We start from the raw sequence: 21,543 nt of genomic DNA, 5'->3' as shown, positions 1-21,543 counted from the left end.
CGGTCGCTCAGAGATCGCCCTTGCGGCTGAGGTAGTTGAAGGAGAGCCAGCCCGGCAGGACGGGGAGCCAGAAGGTCAGGAGCCGGAAGAGCAGCACCGCCGGCGTGGCGATCGTGCCCGGGAGGCCGGCCGCGATCAGACCACCGGTGAGGGCGAACTCGACCGCGCCGACACCGCCGGGGGTCGGCGCCGCGGAGCCGAGGGCGTTGCCCGCGAGGAAGACGACCGCGATCGTCGAGTAGCTGAGGCTGCCGCCGAAGGAGCGTACGCAGGCGTCGAGACAGATCACGAAGGTGACGGTGACCATCAGCGTGCCGCCGATGCCCGTCACCAGCTTCGCCGGGCGCTGCAGCACGTCGAGCATGCGTGGGATGACGCCCGCGAACAGCGCCCGTACCCGGGTGGAGACGAACTTGCGCAGGGTCGGGATCGCCGTCCCGACCAGCACCAGCACACCCGCGGTGAGGAGCCCGGCCATGACCGTGCGGGACGGTGACAGCGACGGCGTCTTCTCGGTGCCGGTGATGTAGCCGAAGGTCAGCAGCAGCAGGATGTGCGAGCCGAGACCGACCAGCTGGGACGCGCCGACACTCGCCACCGCGAGGCCCGGCCGTACGCCCGTCTTCTGCAGATAGCGGGTGTTGAGGGCGACGCCGCCGACCGCCGCCGGGGCGACGAGCTTCACGAACGATCCGGCGATCTGCGCCATGACCGTCCTGAACAGCGACAGCCGCTCCGGGACGAAGCCGGCCAGCGCGCAGGCCGCCGCCACATAACTGAGCGCGGAGCCGACCACGGCGACGGCCGCCCAGCCGTAGTTCGCTCGGGAGATCGTGTCGGCGATCGGCACCGAGCTGATCTGCGACAGCAGGAAGTACGCGGCGAAGGCGCCCGCGATGACCGTGACGAGGGTGCGCGGCTTGATCCGCTCCAGACGGACCGGCTCCACCGGGGCCTGCGGCCGGATGAGCAGCACCTGCTGGCGGATCCTGGAGAGCAGATCCTCCTCGCGGGCCTCGTCCTGGGCCACTTCGATGGCGCGTTTCTCGGCCCGTTTCTCGGCCTTGGCCGAGCCGCGCGAGGGGGCGGCCGCGGCCGCCGCGGCCCGCGCCTCCTTGTCGGCCGCGGACGCGGCGAGCACGGCGTCCCGCTCGCGCTGCGCCCGCGCGCGGTTCAGCTGCTTGAGCTCCGCGCGGGTGGAGCGGCTCAGCGCGATCGGCTGGAGCAGCGGCAGGGAGTTCGCGACCGCGTCGGGGCCGAGGACGGCGACGGCCGACTTGACCGCCGGTTCCGGGCCGACGCGCAGCGCGACGGTGGTCAGCAGCTGGGCGATGTCCATCCGCAGCACGATGTCGCCGGCCGCGATCTCGCCGCCGCGCAGATCCGTCAGAAAGACCTTGCCGGAACGATCCACCAGAAGGGATTCGCCGACCAGCCGCCGATGGGCGATCCGCCGCGACTGGAGCGCCTTGACCTGCTGCCAGGCGTTGTACAGCAGCGCGTCGGTGAGCTCCTCGTCCGGCAGCGAGTTCAGCCGGCGGCCGCCGATGTGCTCGTAGACGAGCATGACGGCGTCCGGGCCCAGCTCGGAGGTGGCGATCAGCTTCGGCGCGTTGGCCCCGGCGGCGATGGCCGCGTACGCGAGCAGCGCCTCCTGCTCCAGGGTCTGGCGCAGCGACTGCAGGCTGCGGCGCTGGTTGATGCCGCGCAGCGAGATGCGGCGCCACACCCGGTAGAAGAAGCCGTGCGCCTGCTGCTCGCGGTCCACGACGGTGACGTCGAGCGGGGGTCCGTCCTCCAGGGTGACGAGATAGCCGCGGCCGCGTTCGGAGTCGGGGGTCTCGGGGACCTCGTCGTCCGCGCGGCGGGTGGTCAGTGGCGCGAAGCCGACGCGCCGCAGGCCGGCGAGCAGGTTCTGGCCGGTCGGCCGGACGTTCGGCGAGCCGACCGAGTACAGGGTGCCGTAGGCGACGGTCCAGCCGATGAGCACCGTCACGATGATCGAGAACGGCGTCGTGTAGCCGCCGACCAGCACCGCGAACGCGTCCAGCAGCAGCACGAACCACAGCAGCACCCGCCAGCGCGGGCGCCGGGCCATGCCGACGGCCGTCATATAGGCGATGACCGGTGCCAGATAGCCGTGCACGGGGTCGGTGATCCCGCCGCCACCCGGCGCGATCTGGGTCATCGCGGCCCTGATCGGGTCCGGTGCGGCGTTGGTCACCCACAGGTCGGTGGCCAGCGCCACGCCGTGGGCGAGGACGGCGGCGAGCACGCCGTCGGCGATCCGCAGCCCGTCCCGTTTGATCAGCCGCTCGATCGCGAAGGCGACCGGGACGATCAGTACGGCGATGCTCGCGGTGAGGCCGGCGAAGGTGCTCAGCGCGTCGGGCGAGTTGCGCGCGCCCTTGGCGATGTCCGCCTCGACACCGCTGGTGGTGGCATGGGCGAAACCGGCGATGGCCATGACCACGGCGATGCCGAGCAGACCGAGCAGGAACCGCATGAGGTCGGCGGGGCGGTGCACGCGGGCGGCGAGCAGCGGCTCGTCGCTGGAGACGTCGTCGCTGTGGACGACATCGGTCTCTTCGGCGGACTGGGCGGCCTGGTCGGACCGGGCGGGCTCGTCGGCTGCTACCGGTTCGGTGGCTTCGAGCGGTTCGGCGTTTTCAGCCGCTTTGACTGGTTCGGTCGCTTCGGTCGGTTCCGTTGCTCCGGTCGCTTCGGGTTTGTCCGAGGGGGTTTCGTTCGCGGCGGTCGAGGCCTCAGGACCGGTGCTGCCGTTGGCGCCGCTGTCGGCTCCGGGTGTCACGCTGTCGGGCGACGGCACGTCAACGGCGCGGCCGGCCGAAGTGGCCGCCGCGTCCTGGTCCTGCTGTCCCGCTGTCTCGTTTTGTTCTCGTATCACCAGTCACCCCGCGGACGATGGTGGCATGAGCAGTGCGGGGATGCGCGCTGAACCCCCCGTTGTCGGTGGCCTGAGGCAGGATGGGCCGGATGAGTGAGCGGACGAACGAGGAGACCGCGCCCTCCGAATACGCAGAGCGGGTGCTGGAAACCGCCGAGGCCATCCCACCCGGCCGGGTGATGACCTACGGGGATGTCGCCGAGTGGCTCGACGAGGGAGGGCCGCGGCAGGTCGGCCGCGTCATGGCGCTGTACGGCGGCGCCGTGCCGTGGTGGCGCGTGGTGCGTTCCGACGGCCACCTGCTGCCCGGCCATGAGCTGCGCGCGCTGGCGCACTACCGGGAGGAGGGCACGCCGCTGCGGGAGGCGGCGCGCTCCGCCGAGGGTCATGTGCCGCGTATCGATATGCGGCGGGCCCGGTGGGACGGCGCGCCCACCGGGGAATGACGACCGGATGCTCACAGTTTCCAGCTTCGGCCATCGCGGGCCGGAATATGCGGTGGGCCGTCCGTACGGAGTACGTGAACGCGTGGGCGAACGAGGTCGTGAATGAGGTGAGGGAGTATGCGGTCGAGCACCTGACCGAGCACCTGACCGAGAACCCGACCGGGAACCCGACCGAGTACGTGACGAAGAAGTACGCGACGAAGCACGTGACCGAGTCCACGCCCGAACACCGGTGGGACCGGCTGCGGCCCGTGCGCCGGGAGGCGTAGCGTCGACAGCTGACCGCACCGGCCCCACGGTCCGGGTCACCGTCCGGACCACCGGGCGGTACGAGAAGCCCCCGCAGGACCTGCAGCACCCGAGCCACCCACAGCACCCACGGAACCGGCGAACCACGTGACCTCCTCCTCCCTCCGACCGGCGCAGCGCGCGCCGCACCGGGGGATCGACACGGGCACCGCCGCCTACCGTCTGCTGCGGACCCCGCCCGCGCGGACCGCGCCTCCTGTTCTGGACGCGTCACAGCGCGCGGTGGTTGAGCACCGGTCGGGACCGTTGCTGGTCCTCGCGGGACCGGGCACCGGCAAGACCACGACGCTCGTCGAGGCGGTCGCCGAACGGGTGCGGCTCGGCACCGCCCCCGAGCGGATCCTCGTCCTGACGTTCAGCCGCAAGGCGGCCGTCGAGCTGCGGGACCGGATGGCCGCCCGAATGGGGGGCACGGCCACCGCACAGTCGACCACGTTCCACTCCTTCTGTTACGCCCTGCTCCGCGCGCACCAGGACCCGGAGCTCTTCGCCGATCCGCTGCGGCTGCTGTCCGGCCCCGAGCAGGACGTCGTCGTCCGTGAGCTGCTGGCGGGACAGAGCGCGCTGGAGAAGGACGGGCGCGGCCGGATCCGCTGGCCCGACGACCTGCGGGCCGCACGCACCACCCGCGGCTTCGCGGACGAGGTGCGCGCCGTGCTCGCCCGCAGCCGTGAGCTGGGCCTGGGCCCGGCGGCACTGCAGGACTTCGCCCGGCGGATCGGCCGCCCGGACTGGTCGGCGGCGGCGTCCTTCCTCGCCGAGTACCTGGACGTGCTCGACCTCCAGGGCGTCCTGGACTACGCCGAGCTGCTGCACCGGGCGGTGCTGCTCGCGGAGCGCCCGGAGGTCTTCGAGGCCCTGGCCGGGCAGTACGACGCCGTCTTCGTCGACGAGTACCAGGACACCGATCCGGCGCAGGTCCGGCTGCTGCGCGCGCTGGCGGGCCAGGGCCGCACCCTCGTCGCCTTCGGTGACCCCGACCAGTCGATCTACGCCTTCCGCGGCGCCGACGTGAACGGCATCCTCGAATTCCCGGACGCCTTCCCGCGCCGCGACGGCCGACCCGCCCCCGTCCACGTCCTCACCGTCTCGCGGCGCGCCGGCGCCGCCCTGCTGGACGCCACCCGCCTCGTCACCCGCCGGATGTCGCTGCCGCGACTGCCCGCCGCGGCCGTCCGCGCCCACCGCGAACTGACCGCGGTCCGGGACGGCGGCACGGTCGCCGTCCGCACGTACCCCCTGGCGGGCGCCGAGCTCGACGGCATCGCCGACACCCTGCGCCGCGCCCATCTGGAGGACGGCATCCCGTGGCGCGACATGGCCGTCCTGGTCCGGGCAGGGGCCCGCTCCATCCCGGGCCTGCGCCGCGCGCTGACCTCCGCGGGTGTCCCCATCGAGATAGACGGTGACGATCTGCCGCTCCGGCACGAACCCGCCGTCGCCCCGCTCCTGCTGGCGCTGCGCGTCGCCGCCGCGGGCGCGCAGGGGGCACCCGTCGTACCCGCCCAGACCCGGATCGGCGAGTACGAGGAGCCGGCAGAACCCGAAGAGGCGGCAGAACCGGAGGAGAACGAGGCAGAGTCCGCGGGCGGGCCCGATCCAGAGCCCGATCCAGAGCCCGATCCAGAGCCCGACCCCGAGCCCGACCCCGCGTCCGTGAGCGTCGAAGACGCGATCACGCTGCTGACGTCACCCCTCGGCGGCATGGACGCCGCGGACCTGCGCCGGCTGGGGCGGGCCCTGCGGGAGGAGGAGCGGGCCGCCGGCCGTACCGTGCCGCGGCCCTCCGATCTGCTGATCGCGGAGGCGCTGGGAGAACCGGAGCGGCTGGTGGCGCACGATCCGGCGTACGCGCGCGGCGCGCAGCGGCTCGGCATGCTGCTGCGGAAGGCGCGCGAGCTGTTGGCGGGCGGCGGCACCGCGGAGCAGGCGCTGTGGGAGCTGTGGGACGGATCGCCGTGGCCGCAGCGGCTGGAGCGGTCGGCGACCCGTGGCGGCACGGCCGGGCGGAACGCGGACCGGGACCTGGACGCGGTGTGCGCGCTGTTCGAGACGGCGGCGCGCGCCGAGGAGCGGACCGGTGGCCGTGGCGCGCTGAACTTCCTGGAGGAGCTGGACGCGCAGGACATCGCCGCCGACACGCTGAGCCGCCGGGCCGTCCGTACCGACGCCGTACGCCTGATGACCGCGCACCGGTCCAAGGGGCTGGAGTGGCGGCTGGTGGTGGTCGCCGGAGTGCAGGAGGGCCTCTGGCCGGACCTGCGCCGCCGGGGTTCGCTGCTCGAAGCCGACCGGATCGGCCGCGACGGGCTCGCGGAGCCGCTCACCCCCGGCGCCCTGCTGGCCGAGGAGCGGCGGCTGTTCTACGTGGCGGCGACCCGCGCGAAGGAGCGGCTCGTCGTCACCGCGGTCAAGGCGGCGGCGGACGACGGCGACCAGCCGTCCCGCTTCCTGACCGAGCTCGGCGTCGAGCCGCAGGACGTCACGCACCGGGCGCGCCGTCCGCTGGCCGTCTCCGCGCTCGTCGCGGAGCTGCGCGCGACCACCGTCGACCCGGCCGCGTCCCCGGCGCTGCGCGAGGCCGCCGCCCTGCGGCTGGCCCGGCTCGCCTCGCTGAACGACGCCGGGCACGCGCTCGTACCGTCCGCGCACCCCGACCGCTGGTGGGGCCTGTACGAGCCGACGCGCTCGGCCGTTCCGCTGCGCGACCGCGACCAGCCGGTGGCGCTGTCGGGCAGCGCGCTCGACCAGCTCGCCAACACCTGCTCGCTGCAGTGGTTCCTGGGCCGCGAGGTGAAGGCGGAGCCGCCGTCGACCGCCGCGCAGGGCTTCGGCAACGTCGTGCACGTGCTGGCCGACGAGGTCGCCTCCGGGCGGACCCCCGCCGACCTGGACGTACTGATGGCCCGGCTGGACACCGTCTGGGACGCCCTGGCCTTCGACGCGACGTGGAAGTCCCTCCAGGAGAAGCGGAACGCGCGGGACGCGCTGGAACGCTTCCTGCACTGGCACGTGATGGAGCGCGGCCGGGCGTCCGTCGCCACCGAGCACGGCTTCGACGTCGTCATCGAAGCCGGCGAGGTGCAGGTCCGGATCCGCGGCAGCATGGACCGGGTCGAGGCGGACGCGGACGGCAACGCCTATGTCGTCGACTTCAAGACCGGCAAGTCCAAGCCGACGGCGAAGGAGGTCGAGCGCCACCCGCAGCTCGCCGTCTACCAGCTCGCGGTCCGCGAGGGCGCGGTCGACGAGCTGTTCGGCGGCGACCGTCCGCTGCCGGGTGGCGCCGAACTCGTGCAACTGCGCCTCGGCGCGGCGAAGAAGGACGGCGGCGACACCGTGCCGGCCGTCCAGCGCCAGCAGCCGCTCGCGGAGAAGCGGGCGGAGGCGGAGGCCGGCGGCGAGGGGGAGGCCGGCGGCGAGGGGGAGTGGGTGGTGGAGGACCTGCTGGCCGACGCGGCGGGCCGGGTCCTGGACGAGCGCTTCACCCCTGCCACCGGCCAGCACTGCACGCACTGCGCGTTCCGTGCGGCCTGCAGCGCGCAGCCGGAGGGCCGGCACGTCGTGGAGTAGTCGTCGAAGCACCCCGTGCCGCCGCGTGACCTGTGCCTCGATCGTGCAACCCTTTCGACCGTTCGTGCGTCCGTTCGACGTAAGGGCAAGTGCGGGTATGCGGGTGGGTTGAAGGAAAGTGGCCGTCGTGGCGTTGAGGCGCAGTGTTGTCGCAGTCGTAGTGGTCTGCGGTATGGCCATGGGGGCGCTGTCCGGCTGCCAGGGCACGGCCGACCGCGGGCGGGCGGTCCACGCGGCGTCCAAGCCGGCGACCGCGACCGGCACCCCGTCGGACGGCTCGCTGGAGGGACTGACGGCGCCGGAGATATCCCGCCGGATGTCGTTGGCGATGAATCTCGTCACTTCCATGACCATGGAGTTCTCCGGAGTCCTGCAGAGCAAGCAGGTCCAGGTGAAGATCGCGGCGACCACGGACGGCGTTTGCGCGGCCGCGGCGCGGCTGAACGGCGGGACGATGCAGATCATCAGAACCGCCGACCGGACCGCGTACATCAAGGGCGATGCCAGGTACTGGACGTCGCTGAGCCCCAAGGGCAAGTCGTTCGGGGCGCTGGCGGCCAACCGGTGGATCAGGTTCCCCTTCACCTCCGCCCCCGGCAAGCGGCTGTCCCAGAGCTGCGAGGTGGCGAACGTCCTGAAGACCCTGCAGCTGGCGCACGAATCGGCCACGAAGGGTGCCCCGGCGACGGTCGACGGAAAGCCGGTGGTCACCATCAAGAAGAAGGACCGGCAGGGGGCCGTCACCTATTACGTGGCGGCGCACGGCCCTTCGTACCTGCTGAAGCTCACGGACCAGACCGGGGGGACCATGACCTTCGGATCCTTCGGCAAGCCGGTCAACGTCGCGGCCCCGCCCGCGAACCAGACGATCGACTTCAGCCTGCTCGGCGGGGACTCCGGCCTGGGCCTCAACGCCTGAGAGGGCCGGGTCAAACCCGTTGCGCCCGCATGTTTATCTTGTGCTTATCAGCATGATGCGTGTGGGTGGAGGAGAAATCCGGTGGCAGTACAGCGGAACGTCGTGGCGGCCTCACTGGTCTGTGCGGCCCTGGTGGGCGGAGTGACCGGCTGCGGGGGCGACAAGTCCGACGACGCGGTGATCGGCTCCAAGCCGAAGCCGTCCGTCTCGGCGAGCACCACCGCGGCGACGGGGCTCGACGCCCTGACCGCGCGGCAGATCTCGGACAAGGCCGAGGCCGCGCTCAAGTCCCTCACCTCGGTGAAGGTGGACTTCGCGATGATGGACACCGGAAAGCCCATGCAGTTCAAGGCTTCCATGTCCAAGGCGGGCGAGTGCGCCGGTGCGATGAGCCAGGGCAAGTCGACGATGCAGTTCATCGGCACGCACCACACCAGCTACATGAAGGCCAACGACACCTTCTGGCGCGAAGCGGGCGGCAAGGAGGACGGCGACGCCACGGTCGAGCTGCTGCACGGCAAGTGGGTGAAGGTGCCCGGCGACGCCGCCAAGGACAAGGACCTGGCGTCCTTCTGCGACCTGGACTCGTTCCTCGACAACATGTCGTCGGACGACAAGGACGGCACCTTCAGCAAGGGCGCCCCGACCACGATCGACGGACAGCCGGTCGTCACGATCATCCAGAAGAATGCCGGCGACTCGGAGAAGACCACCATCTACGTGGCGGCCCAGGGCGAGCCGTACCCGTTGAAGATCGTCAACGAGGGCGGCAAGGAGCCGGGCCACGCCACCTTCGGCGACTTCAACAAGCCGGTCAAGGCGGTGGCCCCGCCGGCCTCCCAGACGGTGGACATCAGCAAGTTCCAGGACGACGGCGGCAAGAACGTCTGACGGAGGCGGGGGCACGGGCACCGGGGCACGGGCCACCAGGGCACGGTCGCCGCGAGGTGAACGCCGCGGGGTGAACGTCCGGCGGCAGGCGTCCGTGCCCAGGTGGCAGCCGGTTGTCGGTGGGGCCGGATAGCCTCACTGGGGTGGCAGCACGCATCACGGACCCCGAGCAGCTCAAGGCGCTCCTCGGCATCCCTTTCACCCCGGAGCAGATGGAGTGCGTCACCGCACCTCTCGCCCCGAACGTGATCGTGGCGGGTGCGGGCTCCGGCAAGACCACGGTGATGGCCGCCCGGGTGGTCTGGCTGGTCGGGACGGGGCAGGTCGCCCCGGAGGAAGTGCTCGGCCTGACGTTCACCAACAAGGCTGCCGGTGAGCTCGCCGAGCGGGTCCGCAGGGCGCTCGTCCAGGCCGGGATCACCGATCCGGATCCGATCGGCCCGCCCGGGTCCGGGGAAGCACCCGGCGAGGGCGCGACCGGCGAGCCGCAGATCTCCACGTATCACGCGTTCGCCGGCCAGCTCCTCAAGGAACACGGGCTGCGCATCGGGCTCGAGCCCACCGCCCGGCTGCTCGCCGACGCCACCCGCTACCAGCTCGCCGCGAAGGTGCTGCGGGCCGCGCCCGGCCCGTACCCGGCGCTGACCAAGAGCCTGCCCTCCCTGGTCAGCGACCTGCTGGCGCTGGAGGGCGAGCTCAATGAGCACCTCGTCCCGCCCGACCGGCTGCGCGCCCACGACACCGGCTGGCTCGACACCCTGGCCCCCGTCAAACTCACCAACGCGGACCTGCGCAAGCTGCCGGAGACCGCGCAGGCCCGGCAGGACCTCACCGGGCTCGCCACCGCCTACCGCGAGCAGAAGCAGCGCCGCGACCTGCTGGACTTCGGCGACCAGATCGCCCTGTCGGCGACCGTGGCCCGGACCCGCCCGGAGGTCGGCAGGATCCTGCGCGAGCAGTACAAGGTGGTGCTGCTCGACGAGTACCAGGACACCTCCGTCGCCCAGCGGCTGCTGCTCGCCGGGCTGTTCGGCGGCGAGGGCACCGGCCACCCGGTCACCGCCGTCGGCGACCCCTGCCAGGCGATCTACGGCTGGCGCGGCGCTTCCGTCGCCAACCTCGACGACTTCCCCGCGCACTTCCCGAACGCCGACGGCACCCCCGCCCGCCGCTTCTCGCTCAGCGAGAACCGCCGCAGCGGCGGCCGCCTCCTGGACCTCGCCAACGGCCTCGCCACCGAACTGCGCGCCCGGCACGAAGGCGTCGAGGCGCTGCGCCCGGCGCCCGGCGCCGAGCGCGACGGACTGGTGCGCTGCGCGCTGCTGTCCAGCCAGGCCGAGGAGATCGAGTGGCTGGCGGACTCCCTCGCGCACCTGGTGCGCACCGGCACCGAGCCCGGCGAGATCGCCGTCCTGTGCCGTACGACGGGCCACTTCGCCGACATCCATGCCGCACTCGTCGCCCGTGACATCCCGGTCGAGGTGGTGGGCCTGTCCGGGCTGCTGCATCTGCCCGAGGTCGCCGACCTGGTCGCCGTCTGCGAGGTCCTGCACGACCCGACGGCGAACGCGTCGCTGGTCCGGCTGCTCACCGGTCCCCGCTGGCGGATCGGCGCCCGGGACCTGGCGCTGCTCGGCCGCCGGGCCCGGGTCCTCGTCCGGTTCGGCGCGGGCGGCGCGGAGGACGACCCCGAGCGGCGGTTGGCGGCAGCCGTCGAAGGCGTCGACCCGGCCGAGGTGGTCTCGCTCGCCGACGCCCTGGAGACGTTCCTCGACGCCGACCCGGGCGACGAGCTGCCGTTCTCGCCCGAGGCGCGGGTCCGGTTCGCCCGGCTGGCGGCCGAGATACGGGATCTGCGGCGCGCGCTGGCCGACCCGCTGATGGACGTCCTGCACCGGGTGCTCGCGGTCACCGGCCTGGAGGTCGAGCTGTCCGCGTCACCGCACGCGCTGGCCGCCCGCCGCAAGGAGACGCTGAACGCCTTCCTGGACATCGCCGCCAACTTCGCCTCCCTCGACGGCGAGGCGACCCTCCTGGCGTTCCTCGGCTTCCTGCGCACCGCCGCCCAGTACGAGAAGGGCCTGGACAGCTCGCTCCCCGGCGGCGAGAACACCGTGAAGGTGCTCACCGCGCACAAGTCGAAGGGCCTGGAATGGGACGTCGTGGCCGTCCCGGGGCTGGTGAAGAAGGGCTTTCCGAACGAGCGCGGCCGTGAGCTGTGGACCGCCAACGCCAAGGTGCTCCCGCACACCCTGCGCGGCGACGCGGCGACCCTCCCCGATGTCGACGAATGGTCGAAGGCGGGCCTCGACCAGTTCCGTGACGCGATGAAGGAGCACAACCGGATCGAGGAACTCCGCCTCGGCTATGTCACCTTCACCCGGCCGCGCTCACTGCTGCTCGGCTCCGGCTACTGGTGGGGGCCCACCCAGAAGACCCCGTACGGCCCGTCCGCGTTCCTGGACGCGCTGCGCGTGCACTGCGAGGCGGGCCACGGCGAGATCGAGCACTGGACGGAGCCTCCCGCGGAGGACGCCGTCAATCCGGCGCTGCAGACCTCCGTCGAGCACGCCTGGCCGCTCCCGCTCGACCCCACCGCCCTCGACCGCCGCCGCCAGGCGGCCAGGACGGTCCTCGCGTACCTGGACGCGCCGGAGGAGCACGCGTTCGCGGACGCGGAAGCGGGCACGTTCGCGGACGCGGAAGGGGAGATGGAGGACGAGCCCGCCTGGGCGGACGAGGAGGAGTGGGAGGACGCCGACTGGGACGAGCTCTCGGCGGAGCGTCCCGCGGGCTTCGAGCATCCCGAGAGCCCCGATCCCGAACCCGATCCGGTGCCGGTGCCGGTGCCGGAGCGTCCCGTCGACCCCGACCACACGGTTCCCGACCCCAGGGTTGCTGAGACCGCCGTTGCCGGAGCTCCCGCACGGGCGCACCTGCTCCCCGAGGAGTCCCGTCTCGTCGCCTCCTGGGACCGGGACCTCGACGCCCTCGCCGGGGAGCTGCGGCGCGCCCGGGCGACCGTCCGGGACGTGCCGGTGCCTCCCGTTCTCACCGCCTCGCAGCTGATGCGGCTGGCCGCCGACCCGGACGGGTTCGCCCGCGAGCTCGCCCGCCCCATGCCGCGCGCCCCGCAGCCCGCGGCGCGCCGCGGCACCCGTTTCCACGCCTGGGTCGAGTCCCGCTTCGACGAACGGCCGCTCTTCGCCCCGGAGGACCTGCCCGGAGTCGAGGGCGGTGACGAGATCGACGACGAGCGCGACCTGGCCGCCCTCAAGGAGGCGTTCCTCGGCACCCCGTACGCCGACCTCTCGCCCTACCGCGTCGAGGCGCCCTTCCAACTGGCGCTGGCCGGCCGCATGATCCGCGGCCGGATCGACGCCGTCTACCGCACCGAAGGCACCACGGACACCACAGGCACCACAGGAACCATAGGCACCACGGACACCGAAGGTGCGGACGGGGACGCCGGCGCGGGCGCCACCTACGAGATCGTCGACTGGAAGACCAACCGCTCCCGGTCCGCCGACCCGCTCCAGCTGGCCCTCTACCGGCTCGCCTGGGCCGAGCAGCACCAACTGCCGCTGCACCGGGTGACCGCCGCGTTCCTCTACGTCCGCACCGGTGAGGTCGTCCGGCCCGCGTCCCTGCCGGACCGTGCCGCCCTGGAGCGGCTGCTGCTCGACGAGCCGGGCTGAGAGCCGGGCTGATGCCGCCACCTCCGGGCGGAGGGGTCCGGCGCGCCGGTTAGGCTCGACGTCATGAGTACCGCCCCGGACAGCGCAGTCCACGCCTACATCGACGCCCACCGTTCCGCGTTCCTCGCCGACCTCGTCGAGTGGCTGCGGATCCCGTCCGTCTCCGCGGACCCCGACCGCGCGGACGATGTGCTGGGCAGTGCGCGATGGCTGGCGGCGAAGCTGGCGGAGACCGGCTTCCCGACCGCCGAGGTCTGGGAGAGCGACGGGCTGCCGGCGGTCTTCGCCGAGTGGCCGTCCGGCGACCCGCAGGCGCCGACGGTGCTGGTCTACGGCCACCATGACGTGCAGCCGGCCGCCCGCGAGGACGGCTGGGACACCGACCCGTTCGAGCCGCACACGGCCGACGGCCGGATCTACGCCCGGGGCGCGGCCGACGACAAGGGCCAGGTCCTCTTCCACACGCTGGGCCTGCGCGCCCACCTCGCCGCGACCGGCAGGACCGCGCCGGCCGTGAACCTCAAGCTGCTGATCGAGGGCGAGGAGGAGTCCGGTTCGCCGAACTTCCTCACCCTGATCCGGAAGCACGCCGACCGGCTGGCCTGCGACGCGGTGATCGTCTCCGACACCGGGATGTGGTCGGAGGACACCCCGACCGTCTGCACCGGCATGCGCGGTCTGGCCGACTGCCAGGTCGATCTGTACGGGCCCGACCAGGACATCCACTCGGGTTCGTTCGGCGGCGCGGTGCCCAACCCCGCCACCGAGGCCGCCCGGCTGGTCGCCGCGCTGCACGACGACGACCGGCGGGTGGCGATCCCGGGGTTCTACGACGGTGCCGTCGAGCTGACCGCCCGCGAGCGGGAGCTCTTCGCGGCGCTGCCGTTCGAGGAGTCGCGCTGGCTGAGCACCGCCAAGTCCCACGGGGCGCTCGGCGAGGCGGACCACACCACCCTGGAGCGCATCTGGGCCCGGCCGACCGCCGAGGTCAACGGCATCTACGGCGGCTACCAGGGCCCCGGCGGCAAGACCATCGTCCCGGCCTCCGCCCACCTCAAGCTGTCCTTCCGGCTGGTCGCGGGACAGGACGCGGGCGCGGTGCAGCAGCTCGTCACCGATTGGGTCGCCGCCCGGCTCCCGGACGGCATCCGCCACGAGGTCACGTTCTGGGGCACCACCCGCCCCTGCCTGACCCCGCTGGACCACCCGGCGCTGCAGTCGGTCGTCCGGTCGATGGGCCGGGCCTTCCAGCAGGAGATCCTCTTCACCCGTGAGGGCGGTTCAGGACCGGCCGCGGATCTGCAGGACGTGCTGGGTGTGCCGGTGCTGTTCCTGGGCATCTCCGTACCGTCCGACGGCTGGCACTCGGTGAACGAGAAGGTCGAGCTCGACCTGCTGTTCAAGGGTGTGGAGACCGCCGCCTACCTGTGGGGCGACCTCGCCGAGAACTGGCGTCCCGCCTCCGCCGACGTCACCGGGTGACACCGCCGGCGCCACCGGCGCGCCCCACCGACACCAGTCACTGACAACGACAGCCGCGCTACCGCGTACCGCAGGTACGCACGGGGAGTTGGAAGCAGCCTTGTCCGAGATCGACCTGTCAACCCAGCCGCTGACCCTCGCCCAGACGGGCGTGGACCGCGCCGCCCACCACCGGCTCGACGAGGCCTGGCTGGCCGCCGCCTGGAGCCATCCGACGACCCGGGTCTTCGTGGTCTCCGGCGGCCAGGTCCTGGTCGAGGAGAAGGACGGCGCCACCGAACTCGTCATGGTCCCGGCCTTCGACGCGCCCGAGACCGAGACCCACCGCTACTTCCTCGGCATCGGCGAGGACGGCGTGCGGTACTTCGCGCTGCAGAAGGACGCGCTGCCGGGACGGATGGACGACGTGGCACGGGCGGCCGGGCTGCGCGAGGTGGCCGGGCTGCTCTCCCCGCTGGAGGCCGGCCTGATGGCGCACGCCGTCGCGCTGGAGAACTGGCAGCGGATGCACCGCTTCTGCTCCCGCTGCGGCGAGCGCACCGTCATCGCCGCCGCCGGCCACATCCGGCGCTGCCAGGCGTGCGGTGCCGAGCACTACCCGCGCACCGACCCCGCCGTGATCATGCTGGTGACGGACGACCAGGACCGTGCACTGCTGGGCCGCCAGGCGCACTGGCCGGAAGGGCGCTTCTCGACGCTCGCGGGCTTCGTGGAGCCGGGCGAGTCACTGGAGCAGGCCGTGGTCCGCGAGACGGCGGAGGAGGCGGGGGTGGCGGTCGGCGACGTGACATATGTCGCGAGCCAGCCGTGGCCGTTCCCGTCGAGTCTGATGCTCGGCTTCATGGCCCGCGCCACTTCACCGGACATCCAGGTCGACGGCGAGGAGATCCACGAGGCCCGCTGGTTCTCCCGCGAGGACCTGCGCAAGGGCATCGAGTCCGGGGAGATCCTGCCGCCGGGCGGCATCTCGATCGCCGCCCGCCTGATGGAGCTCTGGTACGGCAGCCCGTTCCCGGCCGCCGGCTAGCAGCACCCCGGACAGCACTCCGCCGGGGCGCGGTCGCGCCCCGGCGGATGCGGGTGGGATCAGGCGTCGAGCTGGGGAATCAGACGCCGAGCTTCTGCTTGACCTGCGCCAGCGACGGGTTCGGGAGCGCCGAGCCGTCCGGGAAAAGGACGGTGGGGACCAGCTGGTTGCCGCCGTTGACCTTCTCGACGAACGCCGCGGACTCCGGGTCGTTCTCGATGTTGATCTCCGTGTAGCCGATGCCCTCGCGGTCCATCTGGCCCTTGAGCCGACGGCAGTAGCCGCACCAGGTGGTGCTGTACATCGTCACAGTGCCCGACATGGGTGTCCGCTCCTCACAAGCAGGTGGAATCGTCGATCGGGAGAACGCTGACCCTGCTCCGGGCATTCCTGGACTCCCCGATCTCACCCCTGCACCACCGCTCGCGGTCCGACAATCGCACCTCGGCTGTGGATAACTTTCCCGACCGCCTCCGCGGACCTGGCAGCATGGCGGGGTGACCGCACCAACGCACACCTCGCTCTTCCCCGCAGTACCGGATTCCCCCGACGCCGTGCTCGACGGGCTCGACCCCGAACAGCGCGAGGTCGCCACCGCCCTGCACGGGCCGGTCTGCGTGCTGGCCGGCGCCGGCACGGGCAAGACCCGGGCGATCACCCACCGGATCGCCTACGGGGTGCGGGCGGGGATACTGCAGCCCGGCAGTGTGCTCGCGGTCACCTTCACCGCCCGCGCGGCGGGGGAGATGCGTGGCCGGCTGCGCCAGCTCGGCGCGGGCGGCGTCCAGGCGCGTACGTTCCACTCCGCCGCGCTGCGCCAGCTCCAGTACTTCTGGCCGCGCGCCATCGGCGGTGAGATGCCGCGGCTCGTCGAGCGCAAGGTCCAGCTCGTCGCCGAGGCCGGCGCCCGCTGCCGGATCCGGCTGGACCGCAGCGAGCTGCGGGACGTGACGGGCGAGATCGAATGGTGCAAGGTCACCCAGACCGTTCCCGAGGACTACCCGGCGGCCGCCGCGAAGTCCGGCCGTGAGGTCCCCCGGGACCCGGCCGAGATCGCCAAGATCTACACGGCGTACGAGCAGCTCAAGCGGGACCGCGGCGTCATCGACTTCGAGGACGTGCTGCTGCTCACCGTGGGCGTCCTGCAGGAGCGCCCGGACGTCGCGGACACCATCCGCTCCCAGTACCAGCACTTCGTCGTCGACGAGTACCAGGACGTCAGCCCGCTCCAGCAGCGGCTGCTGGACCTGTGGCTCGGCGGCCGGGACACCATCTGCGTGGTCGGGGACGCCTCCCAGACCATCTACTCCTTCACCGGCGCCACCCCGGACTACCTGCTCGGCTTCCGCTCCCGCCACCCGGAAGCCACCGTCGTGAAGCTCGTCCGCGACTACCGCTCCACCCCTCAGGTGGTGCAGCTGGCCAACGGGCTGCTCTCCCAGGCCAGGGGCCAGGCGGCCCAGCACCGGCTGGAACTGGTCTCGCAGCGCGAGCCGGGCCCCGAGCCCGGCTACACCGAGTACGTGGACGAGCCCACCGAGGCCGAGGGCACCGCCCGCCGGATCAAGGAGCTCATCGCCGGCGGGGTGCGCCCCAGCGAGATCGCCATCCTGTACCGCATCAACGCCCAGTCCGAGGTCTACGAGCAGGCGCTCGCCGACGCCGGGGTGCCGTACCAGCTGCGCGGGGCGGAGCGGTTCTTCGACCGCCCCGAGGTCCGCGAGGCCGGGCTGCTGCTGCGCGGCGCCGCCCGGGCCGGGGCAGGTTCCGATCCGGGGATGGCCGGTACGGAAGTGCCCGAGCACGTCAGGGCCGTCCTCAGCTCCCGCGGCTGGACGGCCGAGGCCCCCGCCGGATCGGGCGCGGTCCGGGACCGCTGGGAATCGCTGGCCGCGCTGGTCCGGCTCGCCGACGACTTCGCGCTGGCCCGCCCCGAGGCCACCTTGTCGGATCTCGTCGCGGAGCTGGACGAGCGGGCGAGCGCCCAGCACGCCCCGACGGTCGAGGGCGTCACCCTCGCCTCGCTGCACGCCGCCAAGGGCCTGGAGTGGGACGCGGTGTTCCTCGTCGGGCTGACCGAGGGCATGATGCCGATCACGTACGCCAAGACCGACGAGCAGGTCGAGGAGGAGCGCCGGCTGCTGTACGTCGGCGTCACCCGGGCCCGGCTCCATCTGTTCCTGTCCTGGGCGCTCTCCCGCTCGCCCGGCGGACGCGCCACCCGCAAGCCCTCACGCTTCCTGGACGGCCTGCGGCCCGGTTCCGCGACTCGCGGCACCGGAAACCGCTTCGCGGCCGGTACGGGCGGCATCGAGCGCGGAGTGGCCGCCGCCAAGCGCAAGCGCGGCCCGGTGCGCTGCCGGGTCTGCGGCCGCACCCTGTCGGAGGCCGGCGAGATCAAGCTGATGCGCTGCGAGGACTGCCCGTCCGATCTGGACGAGGGGCTGTACGAGCGGCTGCGCGACTGGCGCATGGAGCAGGCCAGGGAGCTGGGCCAGCCCGCGTACTGTGTCTTCACCGACAAGACGCTGCTGGCCATCGCCGAGGTCCGGCCCGCAGGACCGGCCGAGCTCTCCGCGATCGCCGGAGTCGGCAGCCGAAAGCTGGACAAGTACGGCGCCGAGGTCCTGGCGCTGTGCACCGGCGGGGATGCCGGGCCCGGAGCCGGTGACGAAGCTGTTGCAGAAGAACCAGAAAAATAGTTTGCGCCCGGCGAGGAAGTCCCCATAGCCTTCCGGAGCACGGTCACTGCGGCTCTTCCAAGAGCCGGGGAGATCGTGATGTACTGACCAAGCACCACAGGCCCTACGAGACGCCGAGAGGAGGCGAAGACCCGTGACCATCAACTTCGAGAACGTGAAAATGACCGATCGTCCGGTCGTCGTCGCCACCTGCCCGCTCGGCTCCCCGCTGCCTGGCACCGGTATGTCCGGTGCCCCGGCTCTGCGCCTGGCTTCCATCGCGGAACTCTCGATCCGCGAGCGCAGCGAGCGAGCGACCAAGGCACCGGCAGTACTGGAGACGAAGGCCCCGGCCTATGTCTTTACGCCCGGCGGTGCCGGTCACAGCACAAATGGACAGAAGCAGCAGCACCTCTCGATGTGGGCCTTCCGCGGGCTCGAACCCTGGAGCGATCCAGTCTGATCGACGATCAGACCGGCACCTTCCAGGGCCGCGGAATCCCAGACCGGGATCCGCGGCCCTTTTGTTTTCTCCAGCCGAACCACCGGCCCACCGGCCGGACCAGACAGACGAGGAACACCAAGACCGTGCATGCCACCCCGCACGCCCCGTCCGTATCGCCCACAGACCCGCTCCCCCCGCCCGCGGTCCACTCGGAGGTCCCGTTGCTGCCCCTGACCGAGCTCGATGACGAAATCGAGCGCCTCGGTGTACCCGTCCCCTGCCGGACCTACGACCCGGAGGTCTTCTTCGCGGAGTCCCCGGCCGACGTCGAGTACGCCAAGTCGCTGTGCCAGACCTGTCCCGTCCGCGAGGCCTGCCTCGCCGGTGCGAAGGACCGCCGTGAGCCTTGGGGCGTCTGGGGTGGAGAGCTCTTCATCCAGGGCGTCGTCGTAGCCCGCAAGCGGCCCCGTGGCCGTCCGCGCAAGAACGCAGTAGCGGTGTGAACACCAGCGCCGTAGGAACAGTCGACCGACCCCTGACGCACGACCCGAAGAAGCAGGTCCCCATGAACCCCTCCACAGAAGTGGCGCACGCCACCGAAGCCTCCCGACACACTTCCGGCGCGTACAGCGCCCGCCAGAACAGGAACCTCGAAATGCAACTCATGCCAGAAGCCTTGGCACGTGCCCATATGCAACAACGCCTCTACGAGGCCGAGCACGAACGTCAGGCCCTTCGAGTGGTGTCGGCCCGCCGACTCCAGCGCCGGGCCGAACGAGTCTCGCTGCGCGCCCGCCGTGCGCTGGCGATGGCCGTCATGCAGTAAGTCGGCGGCAACCACGCCCAACGGCCGCACACCAGCGGCTGAGCAACACCACTCCGTGCCACAGCGAACACCGCGGGGCCGGTCCGAAAGGACCGGCCCCGCGGTGCGTTACGGCGTATTAACGGGCACTGGGAGAGGTATCGTCGCCAAGTGGACCAGAAGACTCAGCACAACCGGGTCGGGACTGCCCAGACAACGACGTGCGCGCGCTGCGGTGCCGTCGAGGAGGGTCTGCCGATCACCTGGACCTGCTCCGTGGAGAACAGCCGGCGCGTCTATTTCTGTGACCGGTGCGGCCGGGAGAACCTCCGCAGTATCGAAGGTCGTCTCGACTCCTCCTGGTGGTAGCTGCCCGCCGGGTGGTTACGCCGACTCCGCCGCCCCATCGGCGTCGAAGCCCGGCAGCCACTCCAGCAGTTCATCGCGCAGCCGCACCGTCGCGCCCAGCTGGCACAGGACGCCGATGGTGCTCAAGGTCACGCGGTGGATCAGCAGATACGACGGCGGCAGGTTCAGCTGCTTGCCCAACTGATGGGCGGGCGAGCGCGGATCGGCGATCCGCGCCGCCTGGGCGCGCATCCAGCTGCGGACGAAGGTGAACTCCTCGGACCCGGCCGGCTCGATGATCGGCCGCAGATAGTCCAGCACCGCGTCCGGGCGCAGCTTGATCGACGGCCGGACGAAGCCCTCCTGACGGAGCATCGCGTGCACCGATTCGGCGTCGCCCTCCAGCGCCAGCCGCAGCGCGGTGCCGATCGGCAGCGGCAGCCCGTCGGGCAGCCGGTCCACCGTCCCGAAGTCCAGCACGCCCAGCCGCCAGCCCTCGGCGGGGCCGTCGTCCACCAGCAGCCGGAAGTTTCCCGGGTGCGGGTCGGCGTGCAGCAGCCCGGTACGCGCCGGGCCCGCGAACAGGAAGCGCGCCAGCAGCTGGCCGGCCCGGTCCCGCTGCTCCTGGGTGCCCTTGGCGATCACCTCGGCCATGGGCACGCCGTCCATCCACTCGGTGACCAGGACCTGATCGGCCTGGTGCACCACATCGGGCACCGAGACATCGGGGTCGCCGGCGAACTCCGCGGCGTGGGCGTGCTGTGCCTGGGCCTCCAACTCGTAGTCCAGCTCCTCCGAGACCCGGTCGCGCAGCTCGGCGATGAGCGGCTTGATGTCCATCCCCGGGATCAGCGGGCCGAACAGCCGGGCCACCCGGCCCAGTTGGGACAGGTCCGAGAGAAGGGCCGCCCCGGCGCCCGGGTACTGCACCTTCACCGCCACCGTCCGGCCGTCGTGCCACACCGCGCGGTGCACCTGGCCGATCGAGGCGGCCGCGGCCGGAGTCTCGTCGAATTCGGTGAACAGCTCCCGCCAGTCCGCGCCCAGCCGCTCGGTGAGCACCTTGCGCACGGTGCTTGCGGGCATCGGCGGCGCGGAGTCCTGCAGTTTGGTGAGCGCGGCCCGGTATGGACCCGCCACGTCCTCGGGCAGCGCGGCCTCGAACACCGACAGCGCCTGGCCGAACTTCATGGCCCCGCCCTTGAGCTCTCCGAGCACCTTGAACAACTGCTCGGCCGTGCGTTCCTGCAGTTCGCTCGCGACGACCTCGGCAGGACGACCGCCCAGCCGCTTGCCCAGCCCGAGTGTGGCGCGGCCCGCGAACCCCAAGGGGAGCGCGGCCAGTTTCGCGGTGCGAGTCACCGCCTTACGAGGAAGATCAGACATGCGCTCCTCATTCCCGTCGGTCACCCGGCCATTGTGCCTCTCCGCACTCGCGGCGCGGCGGGCAGCACCGCCCTCGGGTCATTTCCCGCACCACAACCGCATCTGATGTCACCGGGAACCGGTCGTACTTTCATGGACAGCCGGGCCAGCGCGATCTCCACCCGGGCCCCGGAACTCGGCGGACTTCCGCCGTCGAGGAAGGCCAGCGCATGGGCGGCGGCGAGCCCCGCGACCGTCGTCGCCAGGGCGATGTCGCAGGCCGGAACCGCGGGCGCCCGGCCCGATCGGAGCTGGGCGAGCATCCGCGGCCACGCGGGATCCGCGTCCGCCAGCCGCAGCGCCAGACAGCCCGCGCAGCCGGTACGCCCCGGAACGACGAGCGGGCCGACCACTCCCATGCCTTCGACGACGCCCGTATAGAGGTGCGGGATGCCCGCCGCGAGCAGCCGTTCCGCCTCCCGGGGCTCCGGAGCGTAGGCCGCCAGCCCGTCGCGCGGGGCCACCACGACCAGCGAGAGCCGGGAATCCTCCGGCTCCTGTCCGGGCCCGTGGCCGGAGCCCGGCCCGCGCCCGGCCCGGGGTCCCCGGCGGCCGAGCGCCGCCGCGCGCGGATCGGGCGCGGCCC

17 protein-coding genes are annotated in these 21,543 nt (G+C 72.2%); 13 read left to right on the top strand and 4 right to left on the bottom strand.

Annotated elements, in window-relative coordinates; genetic code table 11:
• Positions 1 to 7 precede the first annotated feature (7 nt).
• Positions 8 to 2,908 (bottom strand): flippase-like domain-containing protein, encoded by a 2,901-nt coding sequence (locus G3I60_RS13880; RefSeq protein WP_164298462.1) that lies wholly within the window; start codon positions 2,906 to 2,908, stop codon positions 8 to 10.
• An 80-nt stretch (positions 2,909 to 2,988) separates the two neighbouring features.
• Between G3I60_RS13880 and G3I60_RS13875 the strand changes: the two genes are divergently transcribed.
• From G3I60_RS13875 to nudC, 8 genes are all read left to right on the top strand, one after another.
• A complete protein-coding gene (locus G3I60_RS13875) occupies positions 2,989 to 3,354 on the top strand; it encodes an MGMT family protein (RefSeq protein ID WP_138350965.1) in 366 nt (121 codons plus the stop codon).
• A 107-nt stretch (positions 3,355 to 3,461) separates the two neighbouring features.
• Positions 3,462 to 3,623 carry a hypothetical protein gene (locus G3I60_RS13870; protein ID WP_164298465.1) on the top strand — a complete coding sequence of 54 codons (162 nt, stop codon included), beginning with the start codon at positions 3,462 to 3,464 and terminating at the stop codon, positions 3,621 to 3,623.
• A gap of 205 nt (positions 3,624 to 3,828) precedes the next feature.
• Positions 3,829 to 7,236 (top strand): ATP-dependent DNA helicase, encoded by a 3,408-nt coding sequence (locus tag G3I60_RS13865; protein WP_203672926.1) that lies wholly within the window; start codon positions 3,829 to 3,831, stop codon positions 7,234 to 7,236.
• 178 nt (positions 7,237 to 7,414) lie between these two features.
• The gene (locus G3I60_RS13860; RefSeq protein ID WP_164298467.1) at positions 7,415 to 8,155 is read left to right on the top strand and encodes a hypothetical protein; all 741 of its coding nucleotides are present in this window, start codon (positions 7,415 to 7,417) and stop codon (positions 8,153 to 8,155) included.
• 81 nt (positions 8,156 to 8,236) lie between these two features.
• On the top strand, positions 8,237 to 9,046 hold the full coding sequence (locus G3I60_RS13855; RefSeq protein WP_164298469.1) for a hypothetical protein: 810 nt from the start codon (positions 8,237 to 8,239) through the stop codon (positions 9,044 to 9,046).
• A 143-nt stretch (positions 9,047 to 9,189) separates the two neighbouring features.
• A complete protein-coding gene (locus tag G3I60_RS13850; RefSeq protein ID WP_164298471.1) occupies positions 9,190 to 12,744 on the top strand; it encodes an ATP-dependent DNA helicase in 3,555 nt (1,184 codons plus the stop codon).
• A gap of 63 nt (positions 12,745 to 12,807) precedes the next feature.
• Positions 12,808 to 14,226, top strand: a complete 1,419-nt coding sequence (locus G3I60_RS13845) for a M20/M25/M40 family metallo-hydrolase (RefSeq protein ID WP_138350960.1) — start codon at positions 12,808 to 12,810, stop codon at positions 14,224 to 14,226.
• A gap of 100 nt (positions 14,227 to 14,326) precedes the next feature.
• Positions 14,327 to 15,253, top strand: coding sequence for an NAD(+) diphosphatase (nudC, locus tag G3I60_RS13840; protein ID WP_164298487.1), 927 nt, complete (start codon positions 14,327 to 14,329; stop codon positions 15,251 to 15,253).
• Between the two features lie 79 nt (positions 15,254 to 15,332).
• Here nudC and G3I60_RS13835 read toward each other — a convergent pair whose 3' ends face one another.
• A complete protein-coding gene (locus G3I60_RS13835; protein WP_138350959.1) occupies positions 15,333 to 15,575 on the bottom strand; it encodes a mycoredoxin in 243 nt (80 codons plus the stop codon).
• A gap of 175 nt (positions 15,576 to 15,750) precedes the next feature.
• Here G3I60_RS13835 and G3I60_RS13830 point away from each other — a divergent pair, with 175 nt between their 5' ends.
• From G3I60_RS13830 to G3I60_RS13810, 5 genes are all read left to right on the top strand, one after another.
• A complete protein-coding gene (locus tag G3I60_RS13830) occupies positions 15,751 to 17,955 on the top strand; it encodes an ATP-dependent DNA helicase UvrD2 (protein WP_164298473.1) in 2,205 nt (734 codons plus the stop codon).
• A gap of 160 nt (positions 17,956 to 18,115) precedes the next feature.
• Positions 18,116 to 18,397 carry a hypothetical protein gene (locus G3I60_RS13825; protein ID WP_164298489.1) on the top strand — a complete coding sequence of 94 codons (282 nt, stop codon included), beginning with the start codon at positions 18,116 to 18,118 and terminating at the stop codon, positions 18,395 to 18,397.
• A gap of 125 nt (positions 18,398 to 18,522) precedes the next feature.
• A complete protein-coding gene (locus tag G3I60_RS13820; protein ID WP_164298475.1) occupies positions 18,523 to 18,882 on the top strand; it encodes a WhiB family transcriptional regulator in 360 nt (119 codons plus the stop codon).
• Positions 18,879 to 19,205: a hypothetical protein gene (locus G3I60_RS13815; protein WP_138350956.1), complete on the top strand. Its 327-nt coding sequence runs from the start codon at positions 18,879 to 18,881 to the stop codon at positions 19,203 to 19,205. The genes G3I60_RS13820 and G3I60_RS13815 overlap by 4 nt, the downstream gene beginning before the upstream one ends.
• 150 nt (positions 19,206 to 19,355) lie before the next feature.
• A complete protein-coding gene (locus tag G3I60_RS13810) occupies positions 19,356 to 19,553 on the top strand; it encodes a hypothetical protein (RefSeq protein WP_138350955.1) in 198 nt (65 codons plus the stop codon).
• 15 nt (positions 19,554 to 19,568) lie between these two features.
• On the opposite strand, the gene G3I60_RS13805 is transcribed toward G3I60_RS13810, so the two are convergent.
• Both G3I60_RS13805 and G3I60_RS13800 read right to left on the bottom strand, forming a co-directional pair.
• Positions 19,569 to 20,918: an AarF/ABC1/UbiB kinase family protein gene (locus tag G3I60_RS13805; protein ID WP_138350954.1), complete on the bottom strand. Its 1,350-nt coding sequence runs from the start codon at positions 20,916 to 20,918 to the stop codon at positions 19,569 to 19,571.
• 20 nt (positions 20,919 to 20,938) lie between these two features.
• On the bottom strand, positions 20,939 to 21,543 hold a 605-nt coding region (locus G3I60_RS13800), incomplete at its 5' end, for a TOMM precursor leader peptide-binding protein (RefSeq protein ID WP_164607177.1).

The organism is Streptomyces sp. SID13666 (genome assembly GCF_010548325.1).
Lineage (GTDB): Bacteria > Actinomycetota > Actinomycetes > Streptomycetales > Streptomycetaceae > Actinacidiphila > Actinacidiphila fildesensis.
This window is presented reverse-complemented; position numbering and strand designations above follow the sequence as displayed.

Coding starts and splice junctions, on each gene's coding strand:
- G3I60_RS13875 (WP_138350965.1), top strand. CDS start 2,989: ATGGGCCGGATGAGTGAGCGGACGAACGAGGAGACCGCGCCCTCCGAA.
- G3I60_RS13860 (WP_164298467.1), top strand. CDS start 7,415: ATGGGGGCGCTGTCCGGCTGCCAGGGCACGGCCGACCGCGGGCGGGCG.
- G3I60_RS13845 (WP_138350960.1), top strand. CDS start 12,808: ATGAGTACCGCCCCGGACAGCGCAGTCCACGCCTACATCGACGCCCAC.
- G3I60_RS13835 (WP_138350959.1), bottom strand. CDS start 15,575: ATGTCGGGCACTGTGACGATGTACAGCACCACCTGGTGCGGCTACTGC.
- G3I60_RS13825 (WP_164298489.1), top strand. CDS start 18,116: ATGACCGATCGTCCGGTCGTCGTCGCCACCTGCCCGCTCGGCTCCCCG.
- G3I60_RS13805 (WP_138350954.1), bottom strand. CDS start 20,918: ATGTCTGATCTTCCTCGTAAGGCGGTGACTCGCACCGCGAAACTGGCC.